The sequence below is a fragment of the Geodermatophilus sp. SYSU D00691 genome (genome assembly GCF_054050275.1).
The window spans coordinates 68,505-87,687 of sequence record NZ_JBJGYZ010000021.1; the positions used below are offsets into that span (position 1 = coordinate 68,505).

The window sequence follows — 19,183 nt, forward strand, 5'->3', positions numbered from 1 at the left end:
GTCGCCGCCCGGGGAGAGTACGTGGCGGATGCCGTCAGACGAGGGCGCCCGCCCGCGCGGCGTCGTACCAGGCGTCCAGCGCCCCGGCCGGCAGCGGGCGGCAGAGCAGGTAGCCCTGGGCCTGGTCGCAGCCGACGTCGCGCAGCTGCTCCCAGGTGGCCTCGTCCTCCACGCCCTCGGCGACCGTGGTCAGTCCCAGGTTGTGGCCCAGCTCGACGACCGACCGCACGATGAGCGCGTCGCTGGCGTCGGCGGCCATGTGGGAGACGAAGGACCGGTCGATCTTCAGCTGGTGCACCGGCAGGTCCTTGAGGTGCGCCAGCGAGGTGTAGCCGGCGCCGAAGTCGTCGATCGACAGGGTGATCCCCGCGTCGGCCAGGCGGCCGAGGACGAGCCGCGCCCGGACCGGGTCGGCCATGATCGCGCTCTCGGTCACCTCGAGCTCGAGGTGGGCCGCGGGCACGTCGTGGTCGCTCAGCAGGGCGAGCACGTCGTCGACGAACCGGTCGTCGAGCAGGTTGCGCGGCGAGATGTTCACCGCGACCCGCAGGTCACGCCCGTCGGAACGCCAGCGGGCGCACTGCACGAGGGCCGTGTCGAGCACATGGCGGGTCAGCGGGTGGATCAGCGGGGTCTTCTCCGCCAGCGGCACGAACTGGCACGGCGCGATGATCCCGCGCACCGGGTGCTGCCACCGGAGGAGCGCCTCGACGCCGCGCACCGTCCCGGACAGGTCCACCTTGGGCTGGTAGTGCAGCACCAGCTCGCCGGCGTCGATGGCCCGGCGCAGCTCCCCGATCAGGCCGAGCCGCTCGGGGCTGTGGTCGTCCAGCCGTGGGTCGAACACGCAGGTCCCGAGGCCGCGGTCCTTGGCCGCGTACATGGCGATGTCGGCGTTGCGCAGCAGCGACTCCACGTCCGCGCCGTCGGTGCCGGACAGCGCGATGCCGATGCTGGCGTCGACGTCGAGCATGACGCCGTCGGCCGCGATGCTGGCCTCCATGGCCGCGAGCGCCCGGTCGGCCAGCTCCCGCGCCGCGTCCACCGAGTCGACGTCCGGGAGCAGGATCGCGAACTCGTCCCCGCCGAGGCGGGCGACGGTGTCCGTGCGCCGGACCGCGGTCCGCAGCCGACCGGCCACGGCCTCGAGCACCAGGTCGCCGTACGCGTGGCCCAGCGTGTCGTTGATCTCCTTGAAGCGGTCCAGGTCGATCAGCATGAGCGCCACCGTGCCGCCGGTCCGCCGCGCGACGCCCAGCGCCCGCTCCGCGCGCTGCCGCAGCAGGGTGCGGTTGGGCAGCCCGGTGAGCGCGTCGTGCAGCGCCTGGCGCCGGTTCTCCTCGGCCCGCGCGGCGGCCTCGCGGCGGCTGCGGGTGAGCACCCTCGTGCACCACGCGACCAGCAGCAGGCCCACGCCGAACACGACGGGCGTGACCCACAGCAGCAGCTGCTGGTTGCTGCGCAGCCCGGCGATGGCCTCCTCGGCCTCGTGCCGGTGCCCCTGGATGTGGCCGGAGACGACGTCGGCGATCATGTCGTAGTACGGGTCGACGTGCTGTCTCTCGAACTGCGGCACGGCGTCGGGCGTGGTCCGCGCGACGAGGACGAGCTCGGCGACCGCCGCCTCGTAGTCGTCCTGCAGCCGCATCCACGCCGCCGTCAGCTCCGGGGCGTCCCCGTGGGCGGTCACGCCGATCGAGCGCAGCGCCTCCCGGGTCGCCGCGACGGCGGCCGCGTACTCCGCCCGCACCGCGGGGTCCTCGGCGACGGCGAGCTGCTCGGCCAGCTCCTCCTGGGCGGCCAGGGACTCCTCGGCCTGGTCGGCCCACTCGGAGACGTCGACGCTGGTCTCCGCCTCGGCCGCGGCGGAGGCGTTGCTCACCGCCGCTCCGACGGAGAAGACGGTGAGCAGGGCGAGGACCGCCACCAGCCCCGCTGCGGCCATGTGGGCGGACAGCAGCCCGGGGCCTCGCGGTCGGTCGGCGGAGTCAGCAGTGAGCCGGCTCGTCATCGTCGGTCCCTCGGTCAGCGGCGCACCTGTGCGGCCGTGTGCCAGGGAGATCGGACCGATCCCGTTCCACCTCGACGCCGGATCACCCCGAGGGGTGAGCAGGGTCAGCGCCCGGCGAGCGCCTCCGCGACGACCGGCACCAAGGCCTGGAACGCCTGACCGCGGTGGCTGCGGGCGTCCTTCTCCGCCGGCGCCAGCTCGGCGGAGGTGACGTCGAGGCCCTCCGGCACGAACACCGGGTCGTAGCCGAAGCCGTTGGTGCCCCGCTTCTCGCGGATCACCCGCCCGCGCCACTGCCGCTCGAGCACGTGCTCGGCGCCGTCGGGCGTGACCAGGGCCGCCGCGCAGACGAACGCCGCCCCGCGCCGCTCGTCGGGCACGTCGCCGATCTGGGCGAGCAGCAGCGCGGTGTTCGCGTCGTCGTCCCCGTGCCGGCCGGACCAGCGGGCCGACAGGACCCCCGGCATCCCGTTGAGCGCGTCGACCGTGATGCCCGAGTCGTCGGCCACCGCGGGCAGGCCGGTGTACCGGACCGCCTCGCGCGCCTTGAGCAGCGCGTTGTCGGCGAACGTCGCGCCGGTCTCCGGCGCCTCGGGGTACTCGGGGACGTCGCGCAGGCCGACCACCTCGACCCCCGGGACGGCGTCGGCGAGCAGCCGCTGCAGCTCGGCGAGCTTGCCGGCGTTGCGCGTGGCGAGCAGCAGCTTCATCGCGCCAGCGCCGCCTGCTGGATCGCGGTCAGCTCGCCGCAGCCGGCGACCGCCAGGTCGAGCAGCGCGTCGAGGGCGGCCCGGTCGAAGACGGCGCCCTCGGCGGTCCCCTGCACCTCGACGAACCCGCCGTCCCCGGTGCAGACGACGTTCATGTCGGAACCGGCGCGCACGTCCTCCTCGTAGGCGAGGTCGAGACGCGGCTCGCCGTCGATGACCCCGACGCTCACCGCGGCGACCGAGTTCACGATCGCCTTCTTCCTGGCGAGCTTCTTCCGCTCGTCGAGCCAGTTCACCGCGTCGGCCAGCGCGACCCAGGCCCCGGTGATGGCGGCGGTGCGGGTGCCGCCGTCGGCCTGCAGGACGTCGCAGTCGATCGCGATGCTGTTCTCGCCGAGGGCGCCGAGGTCGATCGCGGCCCGCAGCGAGCGGCCGATCAGCCGGCTGATCTCGTGGGTGCGCCCGCCGATCCGGCCCTTCACCGACTCGCGGTCGCTGCGGGTGTGGGTGGCGCGCGGCAGCATCGCGTACTCGGCGGTGACCCAGCCCAGGCCCGAGCCCTTGCGCCAGCGCGGCACGCCCTCGGTGACGCTGGCCGCGCACAGGACGCGGGTGCGGCCGAACTCGACGAGCACGGAGCCCTCGGCGTGGTCGAGCCAGTTGCGCGTGATGGTCACCGGGCGGAGCTGGTCGGCCGCGCGGCCGTCGGGGCGGGTCACGGGTCGCCAGCCTAACCGGGCAGGATCCGGGGGCATGAGGTCCGAGGTCCGCAGCGTCCGCACCGGAGGCGTCCCCGTCGTCGTCGACCTGACCGACGAGTGCGCCGACTTCGTGCGGCAGGAGGGCGACGGGCTGCTGCACGTCTTCGTCCCGCACGCGACCGCCGGGCTGGCGATCATCGAGACCGGCGCCGGCAGCGACGACGACCTGCTGGCCCAGCTCGACGAGCTGCTCCCCCGCGACGACCGCTGGCGGCACCGGCACGGATCCCGGGGCCACGGCCGCGACCACGTGCTGCCGGCGTTCGTGCCGCCGCACGCCAGCGTCCCGGTGCTCGAGGGCCGGCTGATGCTCGGCACCTGGCAGCGCATCTGCCTGGTGGACACGAACACGGACAACCACACCCGGCACGTCCGGTTCTCGTTCCTCGCCGGCTGACCGGCCGGCCGGGGATCCCGGTGTCGGACCGTCCTCCGCTCAGGGCAGGATGCCGGGCATGAGCTCGACCGAGGTCGCACCCGTCCGCCTGTCCCCCGGCGACCCGGCGCCGGACTTCACGCTGCCCGACGCCGACGGCACCCCCGTCTCCCTGTCGTCGTACCGCGGCCGCCGGGTGATCGTGTACTGCTACCCCGCTGCGCTGACGCCGGGCTGCACCACCCAGGCCGTCGACTTCACCGCCGCGGCCGGCGACCTGGCCGAGGCCGGGCTGGACATCATCGGCATCTCCCCCGACCCGCCGGCGAAGCTCATGCGCTTCCGCGAGAAGGAGAACCTCGGGATCACGCTGGTCTCCGACGAGGACAAGGCCGTGCTGCAGGCCTACGGCGCCTTCGGACCGAAGAAGCTCTACGGCAAGGAGGTCGTCGGCGTGATCCGCTCGACCTTCGTCGTCGACGCCGAGGGCCGGGTCGAGCGGGCCCAGTACAACGTCAAGGCCACCGGCCACGTGGCGAAGCTCCGCCGCGACCTCGGGCTGGACTGACCGCGCGCCAAGGGCTGGCACGCGCGGGGCCCGACCCGCGACGATGCCCGCCATGACCTCGCAGATCGGTGTCACCGGCCTCGCCACGATGGGCGCCAACCTGGCGCGCAACCTCGCCCGCCACGGCCACCAGGTGGTGCTGCACAACCGGACCCAGGCGCGCACCGACGCGCTGATGGCGGCCCACGGCGGCGAGGGCGACTTCGTGCCGACGAGGACCACCGAGGAGTTCGTGCAGGCGCTCGAACGGCCGCGCAGCATCCTGATCATGGTCAAGGCCGGCGCGCCGACCGACGCGGTGATCGACGAGCTGGTGCCGCTGCTCGACGAGGGCGACATCGTCATCGACGGCGGCAACGCCCGCTACCAGGACACCCAGCGGCGGACGGTGGCGCTGGCCGAGCGCGGCCTGCACTTCGTCGGGACGGGGGTCAGCGGCGGCGAGGAGGGCGCGCTCAACGGGCCGAGCATCATGCCCGGCGGCTCGGCGGAGTCCTACGCGATCGTCGGGCCGATGCTCGAGAGCATCGCGGCGGTCGTCGACGGCACCCCCTGCTGCACGCACGTGGGCACCGACGGCGCCGGCCACTTCGTGAAGATGGTGCACAACGGCATCGAGTACGCCGACATGCAGCTGATCGCCGAGGCCTACGACCTGCTGCGCGCCCGGCTGGGGATGACGCCGCGCGAGATCGGCGACGTGTTCGCCTCCTGGAACGAGGGCGACCTGGAGTCCTATCTGGTCGAGATCACCGCGGAGGTGCTGCGGCACGACGACCCGGCGACCGGGAAGCCGTTCGTCGACGTCGTCCTCGACCAGGCCGAGCAGAAGGGCACCGGCCGCTGGACCGTGCAGTCGGCGCTCGACCTCGGCATCCCGGTCAGCGGCATCGCCGAGGCGGTGTTCGCCCGGGCGCTGTCGGGGCACGCCGACCAGCGGGCCGCGGCGCAGAAGGTGCTGCCGGGCCCGGCCGGCGACCCCGAGCCGGTCACCGACCGCGACGGCTACGTCGAGGCGGTCCGCCAGGCGCTGTACGCGTCGAAGGTGGTGGCCTACGCGCAGGGCTTCGACCAGATCGCGGCCGGCGCCGAGGAGAACGGGTGGGACGTCGACCGGGGCGCGCTGGCCACCATCTGGCGCGGCGGCTGCATCATCCGGGCGCGCTTCCTCGACCGGATCCGGCAGGCCTTCGCCGACGAGCCGGGGCTGACCACGCTGCTCACCCACGACTACTTCCGCGACGCCGTCGCCGCGGGCCAGGACGGCTGGCGCCTGGTGGTCACCGACGCGGCCCGCTACGGCATCCCGGCACCGGGCTTCGCCAGCGCGCTGGCCTACTACGACGGGCTGCGCGCCGAGCGGCTGCCCGCGTCGCTCATCCAGGGGCTGCGCGACTTCTTCGGGGCGCACACCTACCGGCGGGTCGACCGCGACGGCGCCTTCCACACCTACTGGGGCGAGGACCGGCGCGAGGAGCCCGCCTGACGGGTGCAGTTCTCCCCGTCGGGACGTCGCGCGTCAGGACCGACCGGCCGGTGGCCCCGGGGCTCGTCGTCCGGCGGTCACGGCCGGGCGACCCCGCGCATCGCCGACGCCGCCTCGCGGTCGGCCGACGCAGCGGCCCGCAGTCGCAGCCGGGCGGTGCTGTTCCCCTGCAGGGGCACCGCCCGGCCGGCCGCGGCGAGGCCCTGGACCGGCATGTCGGCGTAGATGGCCTCGTACTCACCGGCCCGCACGAGGTAGGTCTCGTGCCAGATGCCGGTGCGGCCCGTCGGGTCGCGGCGGTACCAGTTGAGCCAGGCCTCGCGGTGCAGCAGCTCGTCGTCCCGGGCGAAGGCCTCCAGGTGCTCGAAGCTGCGCCAGTACTGGATGATCGTCGGGAAGTTGTTGCGGAAGCCGAGCAGCCCCTTCTCCGGGTGCTCGGTGAGGTACGTGAGCATCGCGCCCATGCCGCGCCGGCCGCCGAAGTCGGCGAAGCTCTTCAGCGCCAGCCACGGCTTGTTGAAGCGGAAGCCGATCAGGAGGACGACGAAGTCCCCGTCGATCTCGGCCGCGTACCGGCCACGTCGGATGTCGGCCACGGGTCCTCCCGGGAGACGTTCCTGCCGTGCGGGTGCACGGCCCATCGTCGTGGCCCCCGGCCGCGCGGTACACCCGTTCGCATCCCCGCCCTGTGGCAGCCTGCGCGACGTGACGACGACCAACTACACCGACACCTTCATCGAGGTGGCCGAGGACTGCCGCGCCACCAGCGGTGAGGTGCCACCGGCGCGCGGCGGTGCCCCCACGGTCGCCGGCCTGCAGTACGCGATGCTCGCCGACGCCCCGTACGTGCACACCTCCGACGACGTGCTGTTCGCGGTGCACGCGCAGCGGCGCGGCGTGCCCGACGCCGACCTCGCCGCCGAACGGGACGCCTTCTTCGCCAAGGGCCAGCCCTGCTTCCGCGCATCGCCGCTGACCAAGCAGTACGGCTGGGGCGTGCACTGCGACGGCGAGGGCCGGATGGCGCTGGTGGCCGTGGACTCGCCCGAGTACGCGGCGCTGGCGGCCGACCCGGCGCTCGCGCACCTGCGGGCCATGCGCTCGAAGCGGGCCTGACCGGCGCGTCACGCCCGCCACGCCCCCGGCCGCGGCTGGGCCTCCCGCCCCCACCGGAAGCCGTCGTCCCAGGGCCAGCGCCCCTCGTCGTCGGGCCAGGCGAGCTGGAAGGCCGGCACCGAGTACTCCGCCGGCCGCTCGTAGAACCGGTTGGCCCCCAGCACCACCTCACCGGGGTTCGGCAGCTCCTCCACGACCAGGCCCGGCCGGCCGCCCGGGCCGTCGAGGAGCTCGCCCGGGACCAGGTCGCGCCCGCCGGCGACGAGCCCGGCGACGTGCTCCAGCGCCCCGTGCGTGACGTCGGGATCGAGGCCGACGAGCACCAGCTCGGGGTGGCCGAGGCCGAACAGCCCGATCGTGTAGCCGAACGCCGGCTCGTCGGGCCCCTCGCCCGGCCAGACGTACTGCACGGCCCACCGGCGGGCGCGGATGACCTGGGCGAGGCGGGCGTCCTCCTGGTCGAGCCAGGCGGTGAGCTGCGGATCGGTCGTCATGGGCGAGAGAGTGCGCCCGGGCACCGACAACCGGCCTGGAGCCTTTCCGGTTCTGTGGACGACCGGGCGGCCTGTGGACGGCGGCGTCAGCCGTCCGAGGCCTCGCGGGCGCGCTTGCGCCGCTTGCCCTCGTGCATGGCGGCCACGCGGGCGACCGGGATGGTGTGCCCCTCGGCCAGCAGGTCGGCGGGCAGCTCCTGCGGCTCGGGCAGCGCTTCCGCCCACGGGTCGCCCGCGCCGATCCGCTCGGCCGCGGTGGTCACCGTGATCTCCGCCGGCCGGACGTCGGCCAGCGCGCCCCACGCCACCGGGGTCGACACGGGCAGGCCCGGCCGGAGGCGGGGGCTGTAGGCGGCCACGATCGTCGAGGAGCCCGACCGGGTCGAGTCGAGGAACACCCGCCCGTGCCGGTCCTCCTTGATGTACGCCGTCGTGGCCAGCTCCGGGTCGAGCGCGGCGGCGCGGGCGGCCAGGGCGCGGGTGGCCGCGGCGACGTCCTCGGGCCCGGACCCGCGCACCGGCACGACGACGTGCACGCCCTTGGAGCCGCTGGTCTTCACGGCGCCGGCCAGGCCGCTGTCGGCCAGCGCCTGCCGCACCAGCCCCGCCGCGCGCACCACGACGTCGAAGCCGGCGTCCTCCGGCGGGTCGAGGTCGACGACCAGCCCGGTCGGCTCGAGCTCGTGCCCCGCCCGGAAGAACGGCACGTGGAACTCGACGGCGCGCTGGTTGGCCAGCCACAGCAGCGTCCGCCGGTCGTCGCAGAGCACCTGGTGCACCTCGCGGTTCGCCCCGACCGACCAGACCGCGACGGTGCGCACCCAGTCGGGGGCGCCCTTGGACACGTTGCGCTGCATGAACGGCTGCTGGCCCGGCCGCACCCGCTTCACCGACAGCGGCCGCCCGGCCAGCTGCGGCAGCAACCGGTCGGCGAACGCGTCCACGTAGTCGACCAGGTCGCCCTTGGTCACCCCGAGACCGTCGCCCAGCGACGCGTCCAGGCTGGTCAGCGCGACGCCGTCCCGCTCGATCACCTCGGCCACACCGCCATCCTGCCGTCAGACGACCCGTCAGACGTCGTAGCTGGCGCCGGGCGCGACCAGCTCGGCGGCCGGGAAGACCGCCCGGGCGTGCGCGAGCTGCGCCGCGGCGTCCACCCACGCCGGCACGTGCGTGAGCAGCAGCCGGGCGACCGCGGCGTCGGCGGCGTGCTCGCCGGCCTGCCGGCCGGTCAGGTGCAGGCCGGGCGGCTGGGCGGCGTCGCCGTCGGGGTGCGCCGCCTCGGCGAGCAGCACGTCGGCGCCGGCCGCCAGCGCGACCACCCGCGGCGACGGGCCGGTGTCGCCGGTGTAGACCAGCGAGCGGCCGTCGGCGGTGAGCCGGATCGCGTAGCACTCGACCGGGTGCGCGGTGCGCGCCAGCTCGACGGCGAACGGGCCGATCTCCAGCGCGCCCGGGCCGACCGGCACGAAGTCGAAGACGTCGGTGAGCGTCTCGCCGTCGCCGTCGTAGGCCAGCGCCAGCCGGCGCTCCGCGCCGACCGGGGCGTACAGCGGCACCAGCCGCCGGCGCGACCGGCCCGAGTAACGGTGCCACACGACGAACGGCGCGACGTCGAGGCAGTGGTCGGCGTGCAGGTGGGAGAGGAAGACGGCGTCGACGGCGGCCGGGTCGGCGAGGGCCTGCAGCTGCCCGAAGGCCCCGTTGCCCAGGTCGAGGAGGAGGCGGAACCCGTCGTGCTCGACGAGGTAGCAGGACGCCGGGGACGCCGGGCCGGGCGCGCTGCCGGAGCAGCCGACGACGGTCAGCCTCACGCCGCACCCACCGACCGGGCGTGCCGCACCGCGCCCACCTCGGGGCCGAGGAAGCGGCGGCCCAGCCGGGCGAACGGCTCGGGGTCGCCGGTCGCGAGGAAGGCGTGCTCGGGGGGCGGGGCGTCCTCCGAGCGCAGCAGGTCGGCGCGGGTGAGCACCCGGTAGACGTCCTTGGCCGTCTCCTCGGCGCTGGAGACCAGCGTGACGCCCTCGCCCATCACCAGCGAGATCACGCCGGTGAGCAGGGGGTAGTGGGTGCAGCCCAGGACGACGGTGTCGACGCCGGCCACCAGCAGCGGGTCGAGGTAGGACTGCGCGAGGCCGAGCAGCTGGCGGCCGCTGGTCACGCCGCGCTCGACGAAGTCGACGAAGCTGGGGCAGGCGGCGCTGACCACCTCGATCTGCGGGGCGGCGGCGAACGCGTCGTCGTAGGCGCCGCTGGTCACCGTGGCCTGGGTGCCGATGACGCCGACCCGGCCGTTGCGGGTGGCCGCCGTCGCCCGGCGCACGGCGGGCAGGACCACCTCGACCACCGGGACGTCGTAGCGCTCGCGGGCGTCGCGCAGCGAGGCGGCGCTGGCGGAGTTGCAGGCGACGACGAGCATCTTCACGCCGCCGGCGACCAGGTCGTCCATGACCGCGAGGGAGTGCCGGCGCACCTCGGCGATGGGCAGCGGGCCGTAGGGGCCGTGCGCGGTGTCGCCGATGTAGCGGATCGCCTCGTGGGGCAGCTGGTCGAGGACGGCGCGGGCGACGGTGAGGCCGCCCACGCCCGAGTCGAAGATGCCGATCGGCGCGGAGCTGTCCGGAGGGCTGGCGCCCGGCTGCGTCGTCCCCATGTCGCCGGTCAGGCTAGCCGCCGGCACCGACGGGCCGCCGCGCACCGCCCTCGATCAGGTGACGCGCCGGGCGTGCGAGCGCCCTCCCGCAGGGGGCGCGGGAGGGCGCGGGGGGATCGATCAGCTCGCGAGCCGGCGGGCCAGCATCGCCTTGCCCATCTCGCCGCCCTTGCGGCTGTCGGCCTGCGCCTTGCGGAAGAACTCGGCGAGCTCGCCGTCGCCCGCCCGCTCGGCGTCCTGGATGTAGAGGTCCAGCCGCAGGGCGTTGCTCAGGCAGGACTCCGTGAACCAGATGAGGTTGTAGTCCTTGTCGGTCGTGCCGGTGATGTTGCCGGTCTCGCTGGTCATGCTGCTCATGACACCGCTCCTCGGGTCGACGCGGATCCACCGCCGGCGCCGCCCGGGGTGCCCGCGCGGACGCCGGCACCCCCAGTGCAGCGCAACCCGGCGGTGATCACCAGTCGTCAGGCCCAGAGCTGACCCTCCAGCGCGGAGGTCGCCTCCTCCAGCGTGCCCGCGTAGGCGCCGGTGGACAGGTACTTCCATCCGCCGTCGCACACGATGAAGCAGATGTCGGCCTTGCGGCCGGCCGCGACCTCCTTGTCGGCGATGCCGAGCGCCGCGTGCAGGATCGCGCCGGTGGAAATGCCGGCGAAGATGCCCTCCCGCTCCACCAGCTGGCGGGTGCGGTGGATCGCGTCGTCGGGGCCGACGGAGAACCGCGAGTCGAGCAGCGAGGCGTCGTAGAGCTCGGGGATGAACCCCTCGTCGATGTTGCGCAGCCCGTAGACCAGCTCGCCGTACCGGGGCTCGGCGGCGATCACCTGCACGTCGGGCTTGTGCTCGCGGAAGTAGCGCGAGCAGCCCATGAGCGTGCCGGTGGTGCCGAGCCCCGCCACGAAGTGCGTGATCGAGGGCAGGTCGGCCAGGATCTCCGGCGCCGTCCCCGTGTAGTGCGCCTCGGCGTTGGCCGGGTTGCCGTACTGGTACAGCATCACCCAGTCGTCGTGCTCGGCGGCCAGCCCCTTGGCCACCGCCACCGCCTGGTTGGAACCGCCCGCGGCCGGCGAGGAGATGATCTGCGCGCCGTACATCTCCAGCAGCTGCCGCCGCTCGATCGAGGTGTTCTCCGGCATGACGCAGATCAGCCGGTAGCCGCGCTGGCGGGCCACCATCGCCAGGGAGATCCCGGTGTTGCCGCTGGTCGGCTCGAGGATCGTGTCGCCCGGCTTGAGCTTCCCCTCCTTCTCCGCCGCCTCGATCATCGAGATGGCGGCGCGGTCCTTGATGGACCCGGTGGGGTTGTGGTCCTCGAGCTTGGCCCACAGCCGCACGTCGGGGGCCGGCGACAGGTTGGGCAGCCCCACGAGGGGCGTGCCCCCGAGGGAGTCGACGAGCGAGGCGAAGCGGGCCATGGGGAACTCTTCCGGAGAGGGGTGGGGGGCGAGCGGCGGACCGCTCAGCAGCCGCCCGCGACCGCCGGGAGGATCGTCACCGAGTCGCCGTCCTTGACCTCGGTGTCGAGCGCGCCGGTGAAGCGGACGTCCTCGTCGTTGACGTAGACGTTCACGAACCGGTGCAGCTTGCCCTCCTCGGTGACGAGGCGGTTCTTCAGGCCGGAGTGCTGGGCGTCCAGGTCGTCGATGAGCGCGCCGAGGGTCGCGCCGGAGCCCTCCACGGTCTTGGCGCCGCCGGTGTGGGTGCGCAGGATGGTCGGGATCCGGACCTCGATGGCCATGGGGTGTGCGTCTCCTCGGGAGGGTCGGGGGTCGCCGCGGTCGGTGCTCGGCACGGCGTGTGGGAAGCGTCGGTCCGGGCAACGCCCGTCCGCCGTCGGGGATTCCGCCGCGTACGGCGGATCACGCTTCAGTCGTAGACGACGGTGGTCGGCGTGTGGCCGAACTTGTAGGACTCGACGACGTCGACGTCCTCCTCGGTCACCGCACCGTCGACGATCCGGAAGCTGCGGAACTCCACCTCGTCGCCGGCCAGGCCGGTCTCGGCGCCGTGGTGCCGCGTGGACACCAGCACGTAGTGGGCGTTCGGCTCGGAGGCGTAGCTGATGTCGGTGCGCGAGGGGTAGGCCTCGGTGGCGGTGTGCGAGTGGTAGATGACCACCGGCTCCTCGTCCCGGTCGTCCATCTCCCGGTACAGCTTCAGCAGGTCGCCGGAGTCGAACTCGTAGAACGTGGGCGAGCGGGCCGCGTTGAGCATGGGGATGAACCGCTCGGGGCGGTCGCTGCCCTCGGGACCGGCGACGACGCCACAGGCCTCGTCCGGGTGGTCCTCCCGGGCGTGGGCCACGATGGCGTCGTAGGTCGCGCGGTCGATGCGCAGCACGGTTGCCCAGTGTATGCGGCCGCGCGAGGCGGCCTGCGGGTCGCCCCTGGTCGAGCACGGTGCGGACGGCGGGTGATCACCCGTTACCGTGCGGTCTCGTGCTGATCGAGTCGCTCCTGGTCGCCGGCGTGGTGGTGCTGCCGCTGCCCGCGCTGGTGCTGGGGGTGCTCGGGGTCCGCCGTCATCGCGGTCACTCGGCCGAGGACCGGGCGTCGCTGGTGGTGCTGATCGCGCTGCGTGTGTTCACCCTGCTGCTGGTGTTCCTGCTCTCCGGCGTCGTCCTGCTGGCCGCGATCGGCGCGATGGTCCGCGACCTGGAGCTGCCCTCCCTCGTCTACACGTTCTTCGTGCTCGACCTGCTGCTCGGGCTGCTGATCCTGCTCACCTTCGGCCGGCGCGACCGGCGGCGAGTGCGTCGACCAGCGAACCCTGCAGCGAGGTGAGCCAGTAGTAGACGGCCAGCTGCTGGCCCTCCTCGCCGGTGACGTCGTCCGGCGGCTCGGTGTCCTCGCTGATGTCCAACCGGGTGCCGAGCGCCAGGCGCAGGTCGTTGGAGCTGCGCAGCCAGGCGGCGGCCTGGTCGGGGTCGAGCCGCAGCTCCCCGCCGCCCGGGGGGAGGGTGGCGCGCACGGTCGCCAGGTCGTCGGCCTTGCCGCTGCGCAGCGCCGACTCGGTCAGCTCGCGGTAGTCGGCGGCCAGCCGCGGGTCGCCGCGGTGGCCCTCGGGCAGCAGCCGGGCCAGCACCGGGTCACCCGCGACGTCGTCGGCGTCGGCGGTGAGCAGCTGCTCCAGCTGGTCGAGCAGCAGCCCGAGGATGCCGGACTCGGCCGGTTCGAGCCGGGCGACGACGTCCTGGCCCTTGCGCTTGAACGGCTTCATGAGTCCCGCTGGTAGCTGGCCCACAGCCCGTAGGCGTGCAGCCGGCTGGTGTCGTGCTCCATGCGCTCCTTCGGGCCCGAGCTGACGATCGCCCGGCCCTCGTGGTGGACCTGCAGCATCAGCTTCGTGGCGGTGGCCTCGTCGTAGCCGAACAGCTCCTGGAAGACGTAGGTCACGTAGGTCATGAGGTTCACCGGGTCGTTCCAGACGACGGTGACCCACGGCCGGTCGAGGTCCTGCTCCTCGTCGACCGTGGTCTCCGGGGTGCTGACAGGCGCGAGGGGTCCGGCCACGGGTCAACTCTAGGACGCCGCGCGCCGGACCGGTCCGGGTGCTTACGCTCCCGATCATGGCGATCCCGCAGGCCGCGCCGACCCACCCCGCGCTGCTCACCGACCGGTACGAGCTCACGATGGTCGCCGCGGCGCTGGCCGACGGCACGGCCGACCGGGACTGCGTGTTCGAGGTGTTCGCCCGCCGCCTGCCGCACGGGCGCCGCTACGGCGTGCTGGCCGGCACCGGCCGGCTGCTCGAGGCGCTCCCCCGCTTCCGCTTCGGCGACGAGGAGCTGGCCACCCTCCGCGTGCAGGGGCTGACCGACGAGCGCCTGCTCGGCTGGCTGGCCGACTTCGAGTTCGCCGGCGAGGTCGAGGGCTACGCCGAGGGCGAGCTGTTCTTCCCCGGCTCCCCGGTGCTGACCGTCCGGGCGCCGTTCGCCCAGGGCGTGCTGCTGGAGACCCTCGCGCTGTCGGTGCTCAACCACGACAGCGCGATCGCCTCGGCCGCCGCGCGCATGATCGGCGCGGCCTGCGGCCGCCCGTGCATCGAGATGGGCTCGCGGCGCACCCACGAGGAGGCCGCGGTCGCCGCGGCCCGCGCGGCGTACCTGGTCGGGTTCGCGTCGTCGTCGAACCTCGAGGCCGGCCGCCGCTACGGGGTGCCGACGACGGGGACCAGCGCGCACGCCTTCACGCTGCTGCACGACAGCGAGCGGGCGGCCTTCGAGGCGCAGGTGGCCACCCTCGGCACCGGGACGACGCTGCTGGTCGACACCTACGACGTCGAGCAGGGCATCCGGACGGCGGTGGAGGTCGCCGGCCCGGAGCTCGGCGGGATCCGCCTGGACTCCGGCGACCTGCCGACGCTGGCCACCCGCGCGCGGGAGCTGCTCGACGAGCTCGGCGCCACCCGGACCCGGATCATCGTCACCAGCGACCTCGACGAGTACGCGATCGCCGGGCTGATGGCCGCGCCGGTCGACGGCTACGGCGTGGGCACCTCGCTGGTCACCGGCTCGGGCGTGCCGACGATGGGCATGGTCTACAAGCTGGTCGAGCGGGAGGGCGTGCCCGTCGCCAAGCGCAGCGAGGGCAAGAACTCGGTGGGCGGGCGCAAGAACGCCGTCCGGCGGCACGACGCGAACGGCACGGCGACCGCCGAGGTCATCAGCGCCGCGCCGATCGCGCCCGAGGACGGCGACCGCGACCTGGTGGTCCCCCTGGTGTCGGGGGGCAAGGTGCTCAGCGACGCCACGCCCTCCGCGGCGCTGGCCGAGGCGCGGGCGCACCACGAGCGGGTGCGCGCCGCCCTGCCCCCGGAGGCGTGGGCGCTCTCCCGCGGCGAGTGCGCGTTGGAGATCATGACCCCATGACGCGTGCGCTGATCGTGGTCGACGTCCAGAACGACTTCTGCGAGGGCGGCAGCCTCGCCGTCGCCGGGGGCACGGCCGTGGCCGAGGCGATCACCGAGCACGTCCGGGCGGGGACCGGGGGCTACGACCACGTCGTCGCCACCCGGGACCACCACGTCGACCCCGGCGGCCACTTCCACGAGACCCCGGACTTCGTCGAGACCTGGCCGGCGCACTGCGTCGCCGGCACCGAGGGCGTGGAGCTGCACGAGAACCTCGACCGCGGCCTGGTCGAGGCGGTGTTCGACAAGGGCCACTACTCGGCGGCGTACTCGGGGTTCGAGGGCAGCTCGGACGGCGTCGGGCTGGCCGACTGGCTGCGCGAGCGCGGCGTGGACGCCGTCGACGTCGTCGGGATCGCCACCGACCACTGCGTGCGCGCCACCGCCCTCGACGCCGTCGCCGCCGGCTTCCGCACCCGCGTGCTGCTGCCGCTCACCGCGGGCGTGGCCGAGGCGTCGACCGACGCCGCGCTGGACCAGCTGCGCACGGCCGGCGTGGAGCTCGAGGGCGCCGTCCACGCGCCCCGCTGACCGCCGCGATCATGGCGCCGCGACCGCTCAGGAGCGCCTCGCGGTGGTCGGGACGCCATGATCGTCGAGGGGGACGGCGTCGAGCACCTCGTCCCTGGTGAAGCCGAGGACCTGCAGGACGGCGTCGAGGTAGGGCTGGTTGAGCGCGGCGTGCGCCTGCTCGCGCACCACCGGCTTGGCGTTGAACGCGATGCCGAGGCCGGCGGCGTTGAGCATGTCGAGGTCGTTGGCGCCGTCGCCGACGGCGACCGTCTGCTCGAGCGGGATGCCGTGCTCGTCGGCGAACCGCTGCAGCGCCTTGGCCTTGCCCGGCCGGTCGACGATCTCGCCGACGAGGCCGCCGGTGAGCCGGCCGTCGGCCACCTCGAGGGTGTTGGCCGCGGCGAAGTCCAGGCCGAGCTCCTCGGCGAGCGGGTCGGTGATCTGGGTGAACCCTCCGCTGACGATGCCGCAGCGGAAGCCCAGCCGCTTGAGGGTGCGGATCAGCGTGCGGGCGCCCGGGGTGAGCACCAGCGCCTCGCGGACCTCGTCGAGCACCTCGACCGGCAGCCCGGCGAGCGCAGCCACCCGCTTGCGCAGCGACTCGGCGAAGTCCAGCTCGCCGTTCATCGCCGCCGCGGTGATGCGGGCGACCTCCGCGGCCCGGCCGGCGCGGGCGGCCAGCTCGTCGATCACCTCGCCGCGCACCAGGGTGGAGTCGACGTCGAGCACGATCAGCCGCTTGCTGCGCCGGGCCAGGCCGGCCTGCTCGACGGCGATGTCGGCGCCGGTGGCGGCCGCGACCGAGGCCAGCTCCGTGCGCAGGGCGGTGGAGTCGGCACCGGAGACGGTCAGCTCGAAGCTGGTGACCGGGTAGTCCGACAGCCGCCGGATCGCGTCGATGTTGCCGCCGATGGCCGCGATCGCCTGCGCGGCGCCCGCCACGGCACCGGGCGGCACCGGGCGGCCGAGGACGATCACGTGGTGCGGGCGACCCGGCCGCTCCGGCTCGGGCCCGGACGCCGGCTCGACCCGCACCTGGACGCCCGTGGCGCCGGAGACCTCGCCGGCCAGCCGGACCAGCCGCGCCAGCAGCGCGTCCTCCCCCTCCTCGCCGGCCCCGTCCGCCGGCAGCGCGCCGACGACGACGCCGAGCACGAGCTGGCCGTGGACGACGACCTGCTCGACGTCGAGCACCTCCAGCGAGGCCGCCCCGTTCCCCGAGCCGGCCAGCGCGCCGAACAGGCGGGCGGTCACCCCTGGCCGGTCGACCCCGGTGACGGTCAGCAGCGCGCGGGGGCCCGGGTGGGCGGGGTGCAGCGACACGTCGTCATCGTGCCGCACCGCGCCCGGCGGCCCGGGCACCGGCCCGGCGGACGCACGACGCCCCGCCGGCCGGGTGGCCGACGGGGCGTCGCGGGAGCTGCTGCGCTCAGCTGGGGTCGGGGTCCTTGGAGCCCGCGCGCGTGCCCTCGGTCAGGCCGACCTCGCTGACCCCGGCGTACGGCTGGTGCCGCTTGCCCAGGTGCGCCTCCGCGTCGAGCCGCTCGATGAGGTGCGGGTAGTGCGCCTCGAACGCCGGGCGGATGCCGCGGATGCGCGGGATCTCCAGGAAGTTGTGCCGCGGCGGCGGCGAGGACGTCGCCCACTCCAGCGAGTTGCCGTGGCCCCAGGGGTCGTCGCGCAGCGCCAGCTGCCCGTACTTCCACGAACGGATCACGTTGTAGACGAACGGGATCGCCGAGGCGCCCAGCACGAAGCTGAAGATCGTCGAGATCGTGTTCAGCGTGGTGAAGGTGTCGGTGGGCAGGTAGTCGACGTAGCGGCGCGGCATGCCCTCGTTGCCCAGCCAGTGCTGCACGAGGAACGTGCCGTGGAAGCCCACGAACGTCAGCCAGAAGTGGATCTTGCCGAGCCGCTCGTCCATCATGCGGCCGCACATCTTCGGGAACCAGAAGTAGATGCCCGCGTAGGCGGCGAACACCACGGTGCCGAAGACGACGTAGTGGAAGTGGGCCACCACGAAGTAGCTGTCGGAGAGGTGCCAGTCCAGCGGCGGCGAGGCCAGCAGCACGCCGGTGAGGCCGCCCAGGAGGAAGGTCACCAGGAAGCCGACCGACCACAGCATCGGCGACTCGAAGGTCAGCTGGCCCTTCCACATGGTGCCGATCCAGTTGACGAACTTGATGCCGGTCGGGACGGCGATCAGGTAGGTCAGGAAGCTGAAGAACGGCAGCAGCACCGCGCCGGTGGCGAACATGTGGTGCGCCCACACGGCCAGCGAGAGGAACGCGATGGACAGCGTCGCGAAGACCATGCCCTTGTAGCCGAACAGCGGCTTGCGGCTGAACACCGGGATGACCTCGGTGATGATGCCGAAGAACGGCAGCGCGATGATGTAGACCTCGGGGTGGCCGAAGTACCAGAACAGGTGCTGGTACAGCATCGGGCCGCCGTTCTCATCGGAGTAGATGAGCGCGCCGAGATTGCGGTCGGCCAGCAGGCCGAACAGCGCCGCGGTGAGGATCGGGAAGGCCAGCAGCACCAGGATGCTGGTGACCAGCGTGTTCCAGGTGAAGATCGGCATCCGGAACATGGTCATGCCGGGTGCCCGCAGGCAGACGATCGTCGCCACGAAGTTGACGCCGCCGAGGATCGTGCCCAGACCGGAGACGGCCAGGCCGGCGATCCAGAGGTTGGCGCCGGCGCCCGGGGAGTTCACGACGTCGGAGAGCGGCGTGTAGGCCGTCCAGCCGAAGTCGGCGGCGCCGCCCGGGGTCAGGAAGCCCGAGACCGCGGTCATGCTGCCGAACAGGAACAGCCAGTACGAGAACGCGTTCAGCCGCGGGAACGCCACGTCGGGCGCGCCGATCTGCAGCGGCATGATCAGGTTCGCGAAGGCGAAGAACAGCGGGGTGGCGAAGAACAGCAGCATCACCGTGCCGTGCATGGTGAACAGCTGGTTGTACTGCTCCGGCGACAGGAACTGCAGACCCGGCCTGGCGAGCTCGCCGCGCATGAGCAGTGCCATCAACCCGCCGACCAGGAACCACACGAACGACGTGGTCAGGTACATCAGGCCGATGGTCTTGTGGTCCGTGGTCCGCAGCAGGTTCGAGAGCCGCGACCCCTTCTGGGCCACGTGAACCGGGCTGGGCCGGCTCACGATGGGCGCCGGTGCGATCGTCACGACTTCGGAGCTTAAACGGTGCCCCCGACGGCGCTCGCCGACGCCCTGCGGCACGCCCTGATCGCGACCGGGTCGTTACGCCCGACGGCGGTAGCGTCCCCCGCCGTGACCCTCGCCGGCCTGGCCCTCGTCCTCGCGATCGGCTTCGTGGCCGGCCTGGTGGCCCGCGCCGTCGTCCCGGGCAGGCAGAACTTCGGCGTCCTGGCCACGCTGCTGCTCGGGCTGGTCGGCTCGGTGGTGGGCAACCTCCTCGCCGCGCTGCTGCGCGGCGAGGAGCCGCGCATCGACGTGGGCGGCTGGTGGGCCTCGATCGCCGGCGCCGTCGTCGTCCTCGTGCTGTGGGTCGCGCTCGTCCCCGGGGGTCGCCGCCGGTCGCGCCGTCGCTGACCGCGCGGCA

Annotated in this window: 24 protein-coding genes; 8 read left to right on the forward strand and 16 right to left on the reverse strand. The window is 73.8% G+C overall.

Going from position 1 to position 19,183, the window contains the following annotated elements; genetic code table 11:
- Positions 1 to 34: 34 nt before the first annotated feature.
- From ACI797_RS16235 to rph, 3 genes are all read right to left on the reverse strand, one after another.
- Entirely contained in the window at positions 35 to 1,945 is a 1,911-nt protein-coding gene (locus tag ACI797_RS16235) for a putative bifunctional diguanylate cyclase/phosphodiesterase (RefSeq protein ID WP_456859757.1), read from the reverse strand.
- A 170-nt stretch (positions 1,946 to 2,115) separates the two neighbouring features.
- Entirely contained in the window at positions 2,116 to 2,721 is a 606-nt protein-coding gene (rdgB, locus tag ACI797_RS16240; RefSeq protein WP_456540080.1) for an RdgB/HAM1 family non-canonical purine NTP pyrophosphatase, read from the reverse strand.
- Positions 2,718 to 3,440, reverse strand: a complete 723-nt coding sequence (gene rph / locus ACI797_RS16245) for a ribonuclease PH (protein WP_456859758.1) — start codon at positions 3,438 to 3,440, stop codon at positions 2,718 to 2,720. The genes rdgB and rph overlap by 4 nt, the downstream gene beginning before the upstream one ends.
- A 34-nt stretch (positions 3,441 to 3,474) precedes the next feature.
- On the opposite strand from rph, the gene ACI797_RS16250 reads away from it, so the two are divergent.
- The 3 genes from ACI797_RS16250 to gndA are packed head-to-tail and all read left to right on the forward strand — an operon-like array spanning position 3,475 to position 5,912.
- Positions 3,475 to 3,879, forward strand: coding sequence for a YjbQ family protein (locus ACI797_RS16250; protein ID WP_456859759.1), 405 nt, complete (start codon positions 3,475 to 3,477; stop codon positions 3,877 to 3,879).
- A gap of 58 nt (positions 3,880 to 3,937) precedes the next feature.
- Positions 3,938 to 4,426, forward strand: coding sequence for a thioredoxin-dependent thiol peroxidase (bcp, locus tag ACI797_RS16255; RefSeq protein ID WP_456540077.1), 489 nt, complete (start codon positions 3,938 to 3,940; stop codon positions 4,424 to 4,426).
- A gap of 52 nt (positions 4,427 to 4,478) precedes the next feature.
- Positions 4,479 to 5,912 carry an NADP-dependent phosphogluconate dehydrogenase gene (gene gndA / locus ACI797_RS16260; protein WP_456859760.1) on the forward strand — a complete coding sequence of 478 codons (1,434 nt, stop codon included), beginning with the start codon at positions 4,479 to 4,481 and terminating at the stop codon, positions 5,910 to 5,912.
- Positions 5,913 to 5,989: 77 nt separating this feature from the next.
- On the opposite strand, the gene ACI797_RS16265 is transcribed toward gndA, so the two are convergent.
- Positions 5,990 to 6,508, reverse strand: a complete 519-nt coding sequence (locus ACI797_RS16265) for a DUF4188 domain-containing protein (protein WP_456859762.1) — start codon at positions 6,506 to 6,508, stop codon at positions 5,990 to 5,992.
- A 109-nt stretch (positions 6,509 to 6,617) separates the two neighbouring features.
- Between ACI797_RS16265 and ACI797_RS16270 the strand changes: the two genes are divergently transcribed.
- Positions 6,618 to 7,028 (forward strand): DUF6157 family protein, encoded by a 411-nt coding sequence (locus tag ACI797_RS16270; RefSeq protein WP_456859763.1) that lies wholly within the window; start codon positions 6,618 to 6,620, stop codon positions 7,026 to 7,028.
- Positions 7,029 to 7,036: 8 nt separating this feature from the next.
- Here ACI797_RS16270 and ACI797_RS16275 read toward each other — a convergent pair whose 3' ends face one another.
- From ACI797_RS16275 to ACI797_RS16310, 8 genes are all read right to left on the reverse strand, one after another.
- Positions 7,037 to 7,522, reverse strand: coding sequence for a DUF4262 domain-containing protein (locus ACI797_RS16275; RefSeq protein WP_456859764.1), 486 nt, complete (start codon positions 7,520 to 7,522; stop codon positions 7,037 to 7,039).
- 86 nt (positions 7,523 to 7,608) lie between these two features.
- A complete protein-coding gene (locus ACI797_RS16280) occupies positions 7,609 to 8,565 on the reverse strand; it encodes a DNA polymerase domain-containing protein (protein WP_456859765.1) in 957 nt (318 codons plus the stop codon).
- A 27-nt stretch (positions 8,566 to 8,592) separates the two neighbouring features.
- Positions 8,593 to 9,336, reverse strand: coding sequence for an MBL fold metallo-hydrolase (locus ACI797_RS16285; RefSeq protein WP_456859766.1), 744 nt, complete (start codon positions 9,334 to 9,336; stop codon positions 8,593 to 8,595).
- Entirely contained in the window at positions 9,333 to 10,175 is an 843-nt protein-coding gene (murI, locus tag ACI797_RS16290; protein WP_456859768.1) for a glutamate racemase, read from the reverse strand. The genes ACI797_RS16285 and murI overlap by 4 nt, the downstream gene beginning before the upstream one ends.
- A gap of 120 nt (positions 10,176 to 10,295) precedes the next feature.
- Complete coding sequence (locus tag ACI797_RS16295; protein ID WP_456859769.1) at positions 10,296 to 10,532, reverse strand: hypothetical protein; 237 nt, start codon at positions 10,530 to 10,532, stop codon at positions 10,296 to 10,298.
- A 107-nt stretch (positions 10,533 to 10,639) separates the two neighbouring features.
- Positions 10,640 to 11,590 carry a PLP-dependent cysteine synthase family protein gene (locus tag ACI797_RS16300; RefSeq protein WP_456859770.1) on the reverse strand — a complete coding sequence of 317 codons (951 nt, stop codon included), beginning with the start codon at positions 11,588 to 11,590 and terminating at the stop codon, positions 10,640 to 10,642.
- Between the two features lie 44 nt (positions 11,591 to 11,634).
- Entirely contained in the window at positions 11,635 to 11,913 is a 279-nt protein-coding gene (locus ACI797_RS16305; protein ID WP_456540067.1) for a MoaD/ThiS family protein, read from the reverse strand.
- Positions 11,914 to 12,041: 128 nt separating this feature from the next.
- A complete protein-coding gene (locus tag ACI797_RS16310) occupies positions 12,042 to 12,515 on the reverse strand; it encodes a Mov34/MPN/PAD-1 family protein (protein ID WP_456859771.1) in 474 nt (157 codons plus the stop codon).
- Between the two features lie 98 nt (positions 12,516 to 12,613).
- On the opposite strand from ACI797_RS16310, the gene ACI797_RS16315 reads away from it, so the two are divergent.
- On the forward strand, positions 12,614 to 12,958 hold the full coding sequence (locus ACI797_RS16315; protein ID WP_456859772.1) for a hypothetical protein: 345 nt from the start codon (positions 12,614 to 12,616) through the stop codon (positions 12,956 to 12,958).
- Here ACI797_RS16315 and ACI797_RS16320 read toward each other — a convergent pair.
- Both ACI797_RS16320 and clpS read right to left on the reverse strand, forming a co-directional pair.
- A complete protein-coding gene (locus ACI797_RS16320; RefSeq protein ID WP_456859774.1) occupies positions 12,897 to 13,394 on the reverse strand; it encodes a DUF2017 family protein in 498 nt (165 codons plus the stop codon). The two genes, ACI797_RS16315 and ACI797_RS16320, sit on opposite strands and share 62 nt — an antisense overlap.
- Positions 13,391 to 13,687 (reverse strand): ATP-dependent Clp protease adapter ClpS, encoded by a 297-nt coding sequence (gene clpS / locus ACI797_RS16325; protein WP_456540063.1) that lies wholly within the window; start codon positions 13,685 to 13,687, stop codon positions 13,391 to 13,393. Before clpS ends, ACI797_RS16320 begins: the two co-directional genes overlap by 4 nt.
- Before the next feature lie 56 nt (positions 13,688 to 13,743).
- Here clpS and ACI797_RS16330 point away from each other — a divergent pair, with 56 nt between their 5' ends.
- Together ACI797_RS16330 and ACI797_RS16335 are read left to right on the forward strand one after the other, a co-directional pair.
- The gene (locus ACI797_RS16330; RefSeq protein WP_456859775.1) at positions 13,744 to 15,045 is read left to right on the forward strand and encodes a nicotinate phosphoribosyltransferase; all 1,302 of its coding nucleotides are present in this window, start codon (positions 13,744 to 13,746) and stop codon (positions 15,043 to 15,045) included.
- A complete protein-coding gene (locus ACI797_RS16335) occupies positions 15,042 to 15,617 on the forward strand; it encodes a nicotinamidase (RefSeq protein ID WP_456859776.1) in 576 nt (191 codons plus the stop codon). The genes ACI797_RS16330 and ACI797_RS16335 overlap by 4 nt, the downstream gene beginning before the upstream one ends.
- Before the next feature lie 27 nt (positions 15,618 to 15,644).
- On the opposite strand, the gene serB is transcribed toward ACI797_RS16335, so the two are convergent.
- Together serB and ctaD are read right to left on the reverse strand one after the other, a co-directional pair.
- The gene (gene serB / locus ACI797_RS16340; RefSeq protein ID WP_456859778.1) at positions 15,645 to 16,922 is read right to left on the reverse strand and encodes a phosphoserine phosphatase SerB; all 1,278 of its coding nucleotides are present in this window, start codon (positions 16,920 to 16,922) and stop codon (positions 15,645 to 15,647) included.
- A 106-nt stretch (positions 16,923 to 17,028) separates the two neighbouring features.
- Positions 17,029 to 18,786, reverse strand: a complete 1,758-nt coding sequence (gene ctaD / locus ACI797_RS16345; protein ID WP_456859779.1) for an aa3-type cytochrome oxidase subunit I — start codon at positions 18,784 to 18,786, stop codon at positions 17,029 to 17,031.
- Between the two features lie 105 nt (positions 18,787 to 18,891).
- Here ctaD and ACI797_RS16350 point away from each other — a divergent pair, with 105 nt between their 5' ends.
- Complete coding sequence (locus ACI797_RS16350) at positions 18,892 to 19,173, forward strand: GlsB/YeaQ/YmgE family stress response membrane protein (RefSeq protein ID WP_456859780.1); 282 nt, start codon at positions 18,892 to 18,894, stop codon at positions 19,171 to 19,173.
- Positions 19,174 to 19,183: the final 10 nt, after the last annotated feature.